Origin of the sequence: Bariatricus sp. HCP28S3_A7 (assembly GCF_052066375.1) — a bacterium.
GTDB lineage: Bacteria > Bacillota > Clostridia > Lachnospirales > Lachnospiraceae > Allocoprococcus.
The window spans coordinates 60,504-73,005 of the sequence record NZ_JBQHSG010000001.1; the positions used below are offsets into that span (position 1 = coordinate 60,504).

Below are 12,502 nucleotides of genomic sequence, written 5' to 3' on the forward strand. Positions count from 1 at the left end.
GATACTTATGAAAAAAAAGACAAAATGCTATATCTATATCCGTGTATCCACCACCATGCAGGTGGATGGCTACAGTCTGGATGCACAGAGAGATAAACTGAGAAAATATGCCGAGTATCAGAACATGGAGATTGTAAAAGAATTTGCAGATGAAGGTAAATCCGGTAAAAGCGTAGAAGGCAGACCGGAATTTCAGCGGATGTTGGACAATATTGAAGATGGTACGGACGATGTACAGTTTGTGCTGGTATTTAAGCTTTCCCGTTTTGGGCGTAATGCTGCGGACGTTTTGAATTCATTGCAGAGGATGCAGGATTTTGGAGTGAATCTGATCTGTGTAGAGGATGGCATTGACAGTTCAAAAGACAGTGGAAAGCTGATGATCTCCGTTTTGTCAGCGGTGGCAGAAATTGAACGTGAAAATATTTTGGTGCAGACCATGGAAGGACGAAAGCAGAAAGCAAGGGAAGGAAAATGGAACGGTGGATTTACTCCCTATGGTTACAAACTGGTAAACGGAGAACTTCAGATTGCAGAGGACGAAGCAGAGGTAATTCGATTGATCTTTGATAAATTTATCCATACCAATATGGGAATGAGTGCGATTGCGTCATGGCTGAACCAGCATGGATATAAAAAGAAAAAGAGACAGAATAATACACTGGACGCATTTGCAACTTCATTCATCAAAGGTGTTCTGGATAATCCGATTTATTGTGGGAAATTGGCATTTGGTCGCAGAAAGAATGAAAAAGTTCCCGGAACAAGAAATGAATATCGGATTGTGAAGCAGGAAGAGTATATGCTGAACGATGGCATCCATGAAGGTATCATTTCAGAAGAGGATTGGAAACTGGCACATCAGAAACGGCAGAAAACAGGAGTATCATACGAAAAGACCCATAGTCTGGACCATGAGCATATCTTATCCGGCATTTTGAGATGCCCTCTTTGTGGCAGTGGAATGTATGGGAATGTCAATCGAAAAAAAAGAAAAGACGGTACGGCATATAAAGATTATTTCTATTATGCCTGCAAGCATCGGAAGCTGGTGGACGGGCATAACTGCAGCTACCGCAAACAATGGAGTGAAGATAAGGTGAATGATGCGGTAGAGGAAGTAATCCGGAGGCTTGTGCAGAATCCAAAATTTGAGGAAGCAATTTTGAAGAAAATCGGTGCAAGAATTGACACAACGGAAGTGGAAAAGGAAATTGAAGAATTGGAGAAACAGCATCGGCAGCTGACTGGAGCAAAAAATCGACTTGGACAGCAGATGGACAGTCTGGATATTACAGACCGTTTTTATGAGAAAAAATATCAGGATATGGAGACAAGATTGTATCGTCTCTATGATGAAATCGAGGGTGTGGAGAACAGCATCAGTGAGGTCAAGAACCGTTTGCTGAATATCAAACAGAAGAAAATATCAGAAGATAACGTCTACCAATTCTTACTGTATTTTGATAAACTATATGACAAGTTCACGGATCTGGAGAAAAAAGAATTTTTAAACAGCTTTGTAGAACAGGTAGACGTTTATGAGCAGGAGCAGCCGGATGGCAGATTCCTGAAGCACATTAAGTTCCGTTTTCCGGTGTATTTCAATGGTTCGGAAATAGAAGAACTTAGTTGGGACAATGAAAATACCGTTGAGACGGTGTGCCTTCTGTCGAGAAAAGCTCAATAAACCAAGAGTTCAGCGATTTATGAGCTGAAATATATGTGTGTTTCTGTTTCCGTAGAGTGGGTATGAGGAAATTGATATACCCCGGGGGATAGGTTGTTTGGAGGCGAAGAAGTATCTTTTGGCGTAAGTATACTCGATTAGCGAAATCAGAAGAAACAAAAAAGCATTACATTCAAGTAATCGACAAAATTTTGATTTTTTTAGCAAGGTGGTTTCGGCTGCCTTGCTATTTTCTGCAGCCAGGATAGATAACCTGGATTTGGCAGGGTGTCTGACGATGTTGTGAATACACTACCGAGAGCGAAGAAACGCCCAGTTTACGGGCTTTTTCGGGGTTTTGACTTCTTTGGATTGAACGGAAAAAGTGGAAAATCGAAGATTATTTTACATTCCGAAGTACATTTTTACCCCCTTAAACATAAAATTTTGCCAAAAAGTTCATAGGGAATAAAACCCTATGGCGAAACGGTCTTACTTTTTGGCGAAACTCATAAAAGGATACTCGATTGGCGAAAGGAGAAAGTGCTTATGGCATATAAGGAATATAGAGAAATGAAAGTTTATGAACGGATGACGCGAAAATAACAAAGGCTTTAATGGGAAAATTCCGATGGATGGATATAAGTCATTCATCGGTCTTTTTATTGAAAGTATTTATCAATGTGATATACTAAAGTTAAATGGAGTATTGTGGGAAAGGAAAAAGTTATGAGCAAAACGTTAACAGAAAAACAGGTTTTAAAGAAATTAGGCATACCAGATTTTCGTCATCTTTCTAAAGAAAAAGTGATGAAATTTGCGACAATGCTTCCACACATGGACCCGGAAGTTGCCAAAAAAGCATTAGAGCAGTTTCCAGAGTTTGCGAAAACAACTAAGGAAATGCTGGTTGAATATAAAGATATTCTTGAAAAAGGTATGGCATCGAATGATAAGAGTATTATGAATTGTTATGATGCTGGAAAAGCAATGATTAGTTCACTGCAAAAAGAATTAGATAAAGAGGAACTTTCATTCGAAGAAAGGAAGTATGTCATAGATAAAATGATGGAGGTTTCTAAAATGATGAATGAGAAAGACTCCGAAAATAAAAAATTCATTGCATTTATGGCCATGATTGCTGGTACTGTGGTGACAGTAGGTGTTGGAGCACTGGCATCAGCATTAGGAAGCAATTCTCATATTGAAACATCAGATGACAATACTGATTGTTAAGGTAGGATATAAAATGGGAGCAAAGGACAAAGTTATAAAAGCCGTGGCTGCTGCTGGGGTGAAAATTGTAGGAGATGTGGCAGTTAAAGCGATAGATAGTTTTGCGAAGCATGGGACAAATGCCGTTACAAAGCAGGTAACAGAAAAGAAGAAAACAACAGTGCGCATTCCATCGGGAGCAGTAGAGTATTTTCACAGGAACTATCAAGAAGTAAAAACTGAGTTAGAGGCATATGGATTTACTAATATTACTTTGGTAGAGCGTAAGGATTTAATGATGGGGTTACTTACAAAAGCAGGAGCAATAGAAGAAATATCAATTGACGGAAAAGCAGATTTTAAAAAGAATACAAAATATCGTTCAGATGCACGTGTGGTGATAATTTATCATACGTTCAAAATACAGAATTAGTGGTGTGTTATGAAAACGACAGAAATAGGATACATAAATAGGAATAATCAAATTAATCAAGGTAGAACAGAAGAACCCGGAACAGATCACGGTCAGTGGTTTTATAAGATGAAATGTCAGAATTGTGGGCATATATATAAAGCCAACGGGACAGATATTTTCCAGAGGAAATGTCCAAATTGTCAAGGCGGAAGACCATAGAGAGTAGGAGTTTGGTATGAGTGTTTCATTTAGACATTCCGCAGGTTTTGGAAAGCGGATGGAATATAAATTAGTTGGGGATATGCTAATGGAAGGCTTGGACTGCTATCTTCCTTTAGTTGATGACCACGGTGTTGATTGTGTTATCAAAAAAAGTGACGGTACTTTTATTGAGATTCAAATTAAAGCGAGGTCGAGTGAAGTTGCAGAAGGCGATGCAGCATTATTTTCAGCGATTGTCCATGAGTACAGACCAAATTTTTATTTTGTATTCTATTCAGAACGTTTGAAAATGATGTGGATTATGTCATCAGAGGAGTTCTTAAAAGAGTGTGTTACAAACAAGAACGGAAAGAATGCAGGAAAACACAGTATCTGGTTTAATGGAAATAAAATGAATTCTGTTACTGGAAAGAGGGAAGAATATTGTAAACCACAGTTTGAAAAGTATATCTGTAAAGATTTTTCAAGATTTTATTAGTATTTCAGTTGTGGTAAAAAGGAGACTTACAAATGATAACATCGTTTTCACAAAAGACTATAGATGAATTAGGGTACTACGTTTACGTGTATTCAAATCCAGATACACATAAACCTTTCTACGTCGGAAAAGGTAAAGGAAATAGAGTATTTGCTCATTTATTTGATGAAGGAGATAGCCAAAAAGCAGAATACGTGCAGAGCTTAATGAAAGCAGGGAAAGAGCCTATAATCGAAATATTGGTACATGGTGTGGATGAAGAAACAGCTCTTAAGGTTGAAGCAGCTGCAATTGATTTGATAGGCATTGAGAACCTCACAAATCGACAGAGAGGTCATCATTCCAGCGTATATGGTAAGATAGAGGTTTCCCTTCTGGAGTCTCGTTATAATTGCGAAGAACTCAGTCTGGACGATTTCAATGATAACGTTTATGGAGTTCATTCTGATTTGCAGTAAGAAAAATGTGGATGTGGTATGCCTTGACAAGGTAGAGGATGCACAAGCCATTTTTCGGAGGATTCAGGAGTTTCAGAAAAGGTTTTTTGAAGGAAGTGATGTAACGTGCGAATAAAAGTGATTAACAAACGACCAGCTTCGGTCTTACAAAAGAAAAGGGTATGTGCTTATGCCAGAGTTTCCACAGACAGCAGAAGACAGGAAGACTCTCTTGAAAACCAAATGGAAACCTATGAGAGACTGATTACCGGAAATCCGGAATATGAATTTATCGGAGTATTTGCTGATCAGGGCATATCCGGCTATTGTGAGAACCGCCCACAGTTCCAGAGAATGATGGAGAAGGGATAGGTAGTTACACTTTTTGTTACGAAGATGAAAAGACCTATGGTACTTTAACAAATATGATGGGAGTAATACTTGTTACTCTTTATCATAAAGGGCAAAGAGAAGTATGGAATAATACAGAGATTTTGAATGGCGTGGGGCGTATTGAAGCGAAAGATCAGCAGATACAGAGTGTTTTTGGAAATGAGTTAATACATATCATGGAAACAGCAAAGAAAGCATCTGAAGCTATGAGTGTAGCACAACAAAAGAAAGCAGAGGATAGAATAAAGGCTGCTGGAGAAGATGTAAAAAATTATTCAGTTTTTCAAGACTGGATGAATGATATGGATTTAAAGAACAGAATCACAGATAAGTGATACAGAAGTGGGGGTAAACGCTATCCTCTTAAGTGGGGTATAAACCTTTTCGCAAAAGGTGACGGTTTCGCTATTTAATATAAGAAGAAACTTTCACCGCATGTGGAGACGGTTGTTCTTCTTTCCAAGGGAATGGTCGACAACAGAAAAGTGAAGGTTGATTTCTCCCTAGAGGATATGGACTTGTCTGAATTTAAAGGAAAAGCAACTTATGAGCAGATAAAAGTATATGTGTTGGAACAGACAGGGCTTAAGGTTTCCAATCTTTATATCGCACAGATTAAGAAGAAATGTGGATTGGATGTTGGTGAGAATTTTAATCTGCCTAAATCTGAGAATGCAAAACAGCCAAAGTGTACACCGGAGAAGGAAGAGGCGATTATGCAGGCGTTTAAACATTTTGGTATTATATAGTTGTGGATAAGAAACAGTGTGTGTTAATAATATAGTTTATTAGCGTAAAAGGGACATTCTAGACCTGTAAATTTTACCGGTTATGGGATGTTCTTTTTTCAGTTACAGGAGTGTCAAAGGGACAAGGTAATAATACTAAAAAAATTAAGACTGATATGAATAATATCTATCTTATCCAATCAGATGATACGAATTGATGGATATTCGGAGGCTTTTTTGATTTTTTGAAAAATATTGTATATAATGAAACAAACGTGACATACAGATGTCATGTTGTGGATGTTAGAATATATCAGGAAGTGAAAGCGATATGAAAATAGATAGACTTATTGGGATTCTTTCTATTCTATTACAGAAAGAAAAGGTGACTGCCCCGGAACTGGCACAAGTGTTTGAAGTTTCAAAAAGAACAATTAATAGAGATATTGATGATCTTTGCAGAGCTGGAATTCCGATTGTTACATCACAGGGGACCGGTGGTGGAATCAGCATAATGGATGGATACAGAATGGATAGGACGATTCTCTCATCTAAAGATATGCAAATGATTATGGCCGGACTTCGAAGCTTGGATAGTGTGAGCGGCAGTCATTATTATGGTCAGCTTATGGAGAAAATCAAGGCTGGTTCCACAGAGTTTGTCAGTGGTTCAGAATCAATTCTTATTGACTTATCTTCCTGGAATAAGGATTCTATATCACCTAAAATCGAACTGATACAGGATGCATTTGAACTGGGAAGAATATTAAAATTTGAATATTATGCACCAAAGGGAAACTCTGAAAGAGAGATTGAGCCATACTATCTGATTTTCAAGTGGTCGAGTTGGTATGTGTATGGATACTGCCTTCTTAGAAATGATTTCAGGCTGTTCAAGCTGAATCGCATGGCAGAAATAGCACATGTAAGAAACTTTGAAAAAAGAAGCGATGTGCCAATGCCTGATTTATCAAATGAGAGAGTATTTCCTTCAAAGGGGAAAGTAAAAGCTATTTTTGATGCATCCATGAAATGGCACCTGATTGAGGAATATGGAATAGAGTCTTTCACAGAACTATCGGATGGAAAACTCCTATTTGAACACGATTATGCTGATGATGATGGACTGCTGTCCTGGATACTTACAATGATGGACAAGGTTACTGTTCTTGAACCTGATGCCATAAGGCAGAAACTATTTTGTATCGCTACAGAACTTACAAAGAAATATAGGAAGGAATAAGTGAAATGAGATTAGACGGATTTGGAATTTTTGTTGATGACATGGCTGTTATGATCAGATTCTATCGTGATGTTCTGGGGTTTGAGATAAAGGAAGATGAGAATACTTCGAATGTCTTTCTTGAAAAGGATGGAACACTATTTCTTTTATATCGAAAAAGTGATTTTGAAAAAATGACAAATAGGACATTCTCGTATTGTAAAGGTGTGAATGGACATTATGAGATTGCGCTCAGCGTAGATAACTATGCAGCGGTTGATAAGACCTACGCAGAAGTAATTGCAGCCGGTGCCGAAAGTATTATGGAACCAACGACAGAGCCTTGGGGTCAGAGAACTTGCTATATTGCCGATCCGGAGGGAAACCTTATTGAAATAGGATCCATTAAGGAGGTGTGAATAAATGAAGAAATGGTATGACGAAGAGTATATTTTTACGATTGAGGTAACAGGATATCTGCGGGGAAACCACACAGAGCATTTATGCAGAAATGGGGAGGAAATCGGGGATAAGTATACCGGTACATATGGTTGCCCTGTTAATGAACAGGGGTATGGAATCTGTCAGAAAATGATGCAGATTCTTTACGGAGATATGCAGGCTGTCAGAAGTGGAGGAAATCTTGCACTGGTAGGTGGGACTGGAAACAATGAAAAGGATTACGTATGTCCGGATGGATGTGTCTGTTTTCATATGACTGCTAAAAAGACTGGCGCTGAGAATTTTTATACCGGCAAGTATTATGAGGAGTAAAGGAGAAGTATATGGCATTTAACTTTAAGAAAGCGTATAAGGAATTTTACATGCCTAAGAATACACCGGAGATTGTGACGGTTCCGAAGGCAAATTATATTGCAGTAAGAGGAAAGGGGAATCCAAATGAGGAAGGCGGGGCATATCAGCAGGCTGTGGGAATTCTCTATGCGATTGCCTATACTTTGAAGATGAGTTATAAGTCAGATTATAAGATAGAAGGCTTCTTTGAGTATGTGGTTCCTCCGCTGGAAGGTTTTTGGTGGCAGGATGGTGTAGATGGCTGGCGGCAACTTTTGCAGCGATACAAGAGGGACATATTATAAGGAGTCAATGAACCGAAAAAGATAGAACTGTTCACACTGGACAAATAAAGCCAAGAAATGTCGGGAAAAAGTAATTTCTATGAGATAAGATAGTTTCAGAGCAAGCGAAGGGAGAAAAGAACTATGGAATGGATGGCAATTATCGGTGATTCGGTTCAGTACATTGAGGATCATATAACAGAGGATATTTCAGCTGAGAACGTTGCAAAAGCAGTCGGAGTTTCACCTTTCTATTTTCAGAAGGGGTTTGCAATGCTTTGTGGTTTCAGTGTGGCTGAGTATATTCGTAACAGAAGGCTTGCCCTTGCCGGCAATGATCTGTTGATTACTGATGACAAGGTTATTGATATTGCTATGAAGTATGGGTATGACTCTCCGGATAGTTTTACCAAAGCTTTTACCAGATTCCATGGTGTATCGCCTTCATCCGTGCGCAAGGATGAGGTGCTGCTAAAAACCTTTGCTCCTCTGAAACTAAAAATATCATTAGAGGGAGGCTATCTCATGGATTACAAGATTATCAAAAAAGATGCTTTTACTGTTATTGCAAATGCAAAGACATTTCCTTATGAAGGGGCAAAAGAAAATGTGCCTCAGTTCTGGCAGGAACATTTTCAGGCAGGAATGGGTCAGTATGTAATGGGTGTGTATGGAATTAATATTGATCTCGAAATGGGTCAGGAGAATTTTGAGTACCTCATTGCAGATCCATACAATCCGCAGAAGGATGTGCCGGAAGGTCTTGTTACAAGAACAATACCTGCATTTGATTGGGCAGTATTTCCTTGCAAGGGAGCAATGCCAAATGCTCTTCAAGATGTTAATACGAAGATTTATACAGAATGGCTGCCTGCTCTTAAAGAGTATGAGTTTGCTGCCGGATACTGCGTAGAATATTATGATGATCCAACAAAGTATGAGAAGGGAACACAGGATGAGAATTACTATTGTGAGATTTGGATTCCTGTGAAGAAGAAATAAGAAGTTATTGATACACGTAAAATAGTCATAGATTAAGCAAGCCGCATTGGAATAATCCTATGTGGCTTGTTTGTAAGATACATAACTTGAGAATAATGGAACTTTTACAATTTAGGATTCCTTCGTGTTAACTTTCTATGTTCTTTTGCCGGTTTTGATCGGGAGAAAATGTTTCTTAATGTTTCTTTTTCCTGAACAGAAAGCTGAGTGACTTTCATTTCAAGATTTTTACAGAAAAGAAGTATCAGACCATTTATATAGGAGTCATTTGTTGATTCCGTGTTATCGTCTGTGGCAATCCGCATCTGAGATGTAAAGTCATCAATGATGCTTTTGACCATACTTTGATAGTCAACATCACTGGCTGTATCACTATCTTTCATATGAGCAGTTCTTAGGTCTGATACAATTGGTTTCAAATCTTCCGACAGAATATTCATGTAATATTGTTCTGTTTCAATGTGAGAAGTATCGAATATTTGTACAAAGGCATCGGAGGAATCAGCACCGAGCTCTTCTAATTTACATCTCATCACATCAAGAAAAGCATTTGCTATCTGAAGTCCCTTATCATTAAATCCATCAACATAGATTTCTAAGTCCGTCATAAATCTTTTAAATTTTTCATGTGTAATCAGTTCTGAAAAGAGCCTTGGATTAAATATTTCTTCTGCCAGCATTTTAACAGCGGCATCATTCAGATGCAGGTCATATACTGATTTGTTTTCATGCTGACGCAGTTCGGTTCTGCAGAGAAGATAATCTGCACTCACATGATAAAAGGATTATATATGTTGATGACTGTCTTAAAAGGACCATTAGCTGTTAAACAGAGCAAGGCATTAATAAGAACCTTCAAGAAAATGAAGGATTACATTTTAGAAAATCTCAATCTAATCGGTCAGGTTTTGTTCATATGACAGCAACACCGTCCAATAGCGGGATTTTCATTGTGCCGGATAACGTTGTCAGTGATTCAATGAAATTTGTAAATTTTTTGATTGCAAAATATAAAGCAGATGATAATAGTATTGAAAATGTACTTGTAGATATTTCCAATAGTGGGTACTATGCCTTGAAAAATTTTATGGAGTCGTTTAAGATAACATAACATTATTAAGAGGCCAATCTTAATAATGAATCTTGATGCTTGCCGCTACTTGAAAAAGAGTTATTTACTAAGTCCTTTTTCAATTTTCTGATACACTTGTTTCATAGTTAAGCCTTGTACGACGGTCGTAAAGAATACGATTGCGTAGGTGCTTCCCAGAATAATGGAATATGTATCCGCGCTTACCATTTCTCTTGTACTCATAGCCAGTGCGATACTGAGCCCGCCTCGGAGGCCGCCATATGTAAGCAGATTTACAAAGCTGAGTTTATCGTATCCACTCGGAAGTTTTCCGGCAAAAAATGTGGCCAGGCCGACGCTTGAGAAGCGTCCAATCAGATTAAATATAATAGCCAGGCAGGATAACAAAAGTACATGAGGCATTTGCAGAATATGTACAAATGTCAGTCCCATTATCACATACAGAACCGAATTCAATAAATTGTCCAGAATTTCCCAAAAAGTATCAAATTCCTCCAGATCCAGCGGTTGTCCTTTTTGTTCTCTGCGGTTGCAGAGTGCCGAAAATGAGATTCCACATACGACAGACGCGATGGCTCCGGAAAAACCAAAATGTTCGCACAGAACATAGGCCATAGAAACGGCAAGAAGACTGACAAAGATTCTTCGATTTCCGTCTTTGGTCAAGGCAAAAATCGGAAAGCATATCGCTGTTGCCAGAATTCCAACCAACACCGCTCCGAACAGTTCCTTACCCATAACAGCCAGAAAGCTGCCATTTTCTTGCATTGTCACCATTCCGGAGAAGCACACAAATAATGCGACACCCACACCGTCGTTAAAAAGAGATTCGCCTTCCATGATGAAACTGATATCTTTTGGAAGATTGAATTTTTTCAGAATACTTGTTGCTGCGATTGGATCGGTTGGTGCTGTGATGCTTCCGAACATCAGGCATACCGGAAAACTGAATGGTAGTCCCAGAAGAGAAGCACCTGCATAGAACAGGGAACCGTAAAAAATCGCGCCCAGAAGTGTTGCAACAACAGAAAGCATTGTAATCGGGCGGGCGTGTTTCTTGAAATCCAGAAGCCGCATGTGACAGGAACCTGCAAAAAGCATAAAGCATAAAACACCTTCCATCAAAAGCGCTTCCAAATTAAAAACCTGCAGATTACTAAGCAGTTCACTGATCGATGTGCTGCGTAGTGCAGAATCAAAAATAAGCATTATCATACTAATCACAATAGAAAATAACATCAGTGAAATTTCATATGGAAATTTGGTTATCTTCTCGTTAAAAAATCCCAAAAGAACAATTAATAAAAGCAGTATTACTACTTTGGGTAAAAAGCCAAGCATGGTATTCAGACCCCCTTCAGTCATTTTTCATTTATTATAGCAACATATGGATGCGTTTTCAAATCATTTACCTGAATGTGTAAGCATTTTTCAACGGATCAAATCATTTTGATTATAGTGTAATAGAAAAAACACAAGAAAAATGGAATATTAACAAAGAAAGTTCATTTTGCGGTAGAGAAATCCCGGGATTTGTGATAGGATGAATCAGGATGTAAAAAAATACTGGAGGTATTGAAAATGAAAATTGCGGTAACTTACGATAACGGGAATGTATTTCAGCATTTTGGAAAAACAGAAAATTTTAAAGTATATGAAGTAGAAGCGGAAAAGGTTGTTTCCAGTGAAATCATCGCTTCAAATGGTACCGGTCATGGCGCACTTGCAGGACTTTTGGCAGAAGCAGGAATTCATGTCCTGATCTGTGGCGGTATTGGAGAAGGTGCACAGGAAGCACTTGATGAAGCAGGAATTGAAGTAGTATCAGGCGCAGAGGGAAATACGGATGAAGCTGTTGAAGCATATTTAAAAGGCGAACTGATTTCTACAGGAGTGAATTGCGATCATCACGACCATGAAGAAGAACATTCCTGTGGCGGCAATTGCGGAAGCTGCGGAGGCTGCGGCGGTCATCGGGTTATGCTTGAAGGAAAAAATGCAGGAAAGATCTGTAAAGTACATTATAAAGGTACATTCAACGATGGTGCTCAGTTTGATTCTTCCTATGATCGTGGAGAACCATTGGAATTTATCTGTGGAGCAGGCATGATGATCAAAGGATTTGATGCAGCAGTCGTTGATATGGAAGTAGGACAGGTTGTAGATATCCATCTTATGCCGGAAGAAGCATATGGCATGCCGGATCCGAATGCAATTATGACATTTGAGATTGAGCAGCTGCAGGGATCAGAAGATCTTACAGTTGGTCAGCAGGTTTATCTGTCAAATGCAATGGGACAGCCATTCCCGGTAAAAGTAGTAGAGAAAGATGAAAAGACAATTACTCTTGATGCAAATCATGAAATGGCAGGAAAAGAACTGAACTTCAGGATTGAACTGGTTGAAGTAAAATAAGGATGAGAATCGACAGACTGGTCCCAAATTGCGGGATCGGCCTGTCTTTTTTGTGTAAAAGTATCGGAAGCCTGATAACCTTACATTGACTGTAAGTGTTATTTTCTGGCAGCCTATGTTATCATGAAGCCAGA

At 38.7% G+C, this 12,502-nt stretch carries 15 protein-coding genes and 2 pseudogenes; 15 read left to right on the forward strand and 2 right to left on the reverse strand.

Going from position 1 to position 12,502, the window contains the following annotated elements:
• Positions 1-7: 7 nt before the first annotated feature.
• The 13 genes and pseudogenes from ACTNA4_RS00305 to ACTNA4_RS00365 all read left to right on the forward strand — a co-directional run bounded on the left by ACTNA4_RS00305 (position 8) and on the right by ACTNA4_RS00365 (position 8,860).
• Positions 8-1,690 (forward strand): recombinase family protein, encoded by a 1,683-nt coding sequence (locus ACTNA4_RS00305; RefSeq protein ID WP_441028085.1) that lies wholly within the window; start codon positions 8-10, stop codon positions 1,688-1,690.
• A gap of 708 nt (positions 1,691-2,398) precedes the next feature.
• On the forward strand, positions 2,399-2,905 hold the full coding sequence (locus tag ACTNA4_RS00310; protein ID WP_441028087.1) for a hypothetical protein: 507 nt from the start codon (positions 2,399-2,401) through the stop codon (positions 2,903-2,905).
• On the forward strand, positions 2,874-3,317 hold the full coding sequence (locus ACTNA4_RS00315; protein WP_441028089.1) for a hypothetical protein: 444 nt from the start codon (positions 2,874-2,876) through the stop codon (positions 3,315-3,317). The genes ACTNA4_RS00310 and ACTNA4_RS00315 overlap by 32 nt, the downstream gene beginning before the upstream one ends.
• A 217-nt stretch (positions 3,318-3,534) precedes the next feature.
• Positions 3,535-3,999 (forward strand): hypothetical protein, encoded by a 465-nt coding sequence (locus tag ACTNA4_RS00320; protein WP_441028091.1) that lies wholly within the window; start codon positions 3,535-3,537, stop codon positions 3,997-3,999.
• 32 nt (positions 4,000-4,031) lie between these two features.
• Positions 4,032-4,457 (forward strand): LEM-3-like GIY-YIG domain-containing protein, encoded by a 426-nt coding sequence (locus tag ACTNA4_RS00325; protein WP_441028093.1) that lies wholly within the window; start codon positions 4,032-4,034, stop codon positions 4,455-4,457.
• A 105-nt stretch (positions 4,458-4,562) separates the two neighbouring features.
• Positions 4,563-4,808, forward strand: coding sequence for a recombinase family protein (locus ACTNA4_RS00330; protein ID WP_441028095.1), 246 nt, complete (start codon positions 4,563-4,565; stop codon positions 4,806-4,808).
• 53 nt (positions 4,809-4,861) lie between these two features.
• Entirely contained in the window at positions 4,862-5,164 is a 303-nt protein-coding gene (locus ACTNA4_RS00335) for a hypothetical protein (protein WP_441028097.1), read from the forward strand.
• 102 nt (positions 5,165-5,266) lie between these two features.
• Positions 5,267-5,578: a 23S rRNA methyltransferase gene (locus ACTNA4_RS00340; protein ID WP_441028099.1), complete on the forward strand. Its 312-nt coding sequence runs from the start codon at positions 5,267-5,269 to the stop codon at positions 5,576-5,578.
• Positions 5,579-5,888: 310 nt separating this feature from the next.
• On the forward strand, positions 5,889-6,800 hold the full coding sequence (locus ACTNA4_RS00345) for a helix-turn-helix transcriptional regulator (RefSeq protein WP_441028101.1): 912 nt from the start codon (positions 5,889-5,891) through the stop codon (positions 6,798-6,800).
• A 5-nt stretch (positions 6,801-6,805) separates the two neighbouring features.
• A complete protein-coding gene (locus ACTNA4_RS00350; RefSeq protein ID WP_441028103.1) occupies positions 6,806-7,198 on the forward strand; it encodes a VOC family protein in 393 nt (130 codons plus the stop codon).
• A 4-nt stretch (positions 7,199-7,202) separates the two neighbouring features.
• Entirely contained in the window at positions 7,203-7,553 is a 351-nt protein-coding gene (locus ACTNA4_RS00355; protein WP_349084503.1) for a TIGR04076 family protein, read from the forward strand.
• 11 nt (positions 7,554-7,564) lie between these two features.
• A pseudogene (locus tag ACTNA4_RS00360) lies at positions 7,565-7,837 on the forward strand (GyrI-like domain-containing protein); the annotation flags it as partial.
• Between the two features lie 165 nt (positions 7,838-8,002).
• Entirely contained in the window at positions 8,003-8,860 is an 858-nt protein-coding gene (locus ACTNA4_RS00365; protein ID WP_441028105.1) for an AraC family transcriptional regulator, read from the forward strand.
• A 104-nt stretch (positions 8,861-8,964) separates the two neighbouring features.
• Here the strand turns inward: ACTNA4_RS00365 and ACTNA4_RS00370 are convergent, their stop codons facing one another.
• Positions 8,965-9,633: a hypothetical protein gene (locus ACTNA4_RS00370; protein ID WP_441028107.1), complete on the reverse strand. Its 669-nt coding sequence runs from the start codon at positions 9,631-9,633 to the stop codon at positions 8,965-8,967.
• A 6-nt stretch (positions 9,634-9,639) separates the two neighbouring features.
• Here ACTNA4_RS00370 and ACTNA4_RS00375 point away from each other — a divergent pair.
• Positions 9,640-9,765 (forward strand): annotated as a pseudogene (locus tag ACTNA4_RS00375) (ORF6N domain-containing protein); the annotation flags it as partial.
• 266 nt (positions 9,766-10,031) lie between these two features.
• On the opposite strand, the gene ACTNA4_RS00380 reads toward ACTNA4_RS00375, so the two are convergent.
• Positions 10,032-11,294: a cation:proton antiporter gene (locus ACTNA4_RS00380; RefSeq protein ID WP_441028109.1), complete on the reverse strand. Its 1,263-nt coding sequence runs from the start codon at positions 11,292-11,294 to the stop codon at positions 10,032-10,034.
• Between the two features lie 240 nt (positions 11,295-11,534).
• Between ACTNA4_RS00380 and ACTNA4_RS00385 the strand changes: the two genes are divergently transcribed.
• Complete coding sequence (locus tag ACTNA4_RS00385) at positions 11,535-12,368, forward strand: NifB/NifX family molybdenum-iron cluster-binding protein (RefSeq protein ID WP_427806481.1); 834 nt, start codon at positions 11,535-11,537, stop codon at positions 12,366-12,368.
• The last annotated feature ends 134 nt before the right edge of the window (positions 12,369-12,502 follow it).

Coding starts and splice junctions, on each gene's coding strand:
- ACTNA4_RS00380 (WP_441028109.1), bottom strand. CDS start 11,294: ATGCTTGGCTTTTTACCCAAAGTAGTAATACTGCTTTTATTAATTGTT.
- ACTNA4_RS00305 (WP_441028085.1), top strand. CDS start 8: ATGAAAAAAAAGACAAAATGCTATATCTATATCCGTGTATCCACCACC.
- ACTNA4_RS00350 (WP_441028103.1), top strand. CDS start 6,806: ATGAGATTAGACGGATTTGGAATTTTTGTTGATGACATGGCTGTTATG.
- ACTNA4_RS00335 (WP_441028097.1), top strand. CDS start 4,862: ATGATGGGAGTAATACTTGTTACTCTTTATCATAAAGGGCAAAGAGAA.
- ACTNA4_RS00365 (WP_441028105.1), top strand. CDS start 8,003: ATGGAATGGATGGCAATTATCGGTGATTCGGTTCAGTACATTGAGGAT.
- ACTNA4_RS00320 (WP_441028091.1), top strand. CDS start 3,535: ATGAGTGTTTCATTTAGACATTCCGCAGGTTTTGGAAAGCGGATGGAA.
- ACTNA4_RS00345 (WP_441028101.1), top strand. CDS start 5,889: ATGAAAATAGATAGACTTATTGGGATTCTTTCTATTCTATTACAGAAA.
- ACTNA4_RS00355 (WP_349084503.1), top strand. CDS start 7,203: ATGAAGAAATGGTATGACGAAGAGTATATTTTTACGATTGAGGTAACA.
- ACTNA4_RS00385 (WP_427806481.1), top strand. CDS start 11,535: ATGAAAATTGCGGTAACTTACGATAACGGGAATGTATTTCAGCATTTT.
- ACTNA4_RS00310 (WP_441028087.1), top strand. CDS start 2,399: ATGAGCAAAACGTTAACAGAAAAACAGGTTTTAAAGAAATTAGGCATA.
- ACTNA4_RS00325 (WP_441028093.1), top strand. CDS start 4,032: ATGATAACATCGTTTTCACAAAAGACTATAGATGAATTAGGGTACTAC.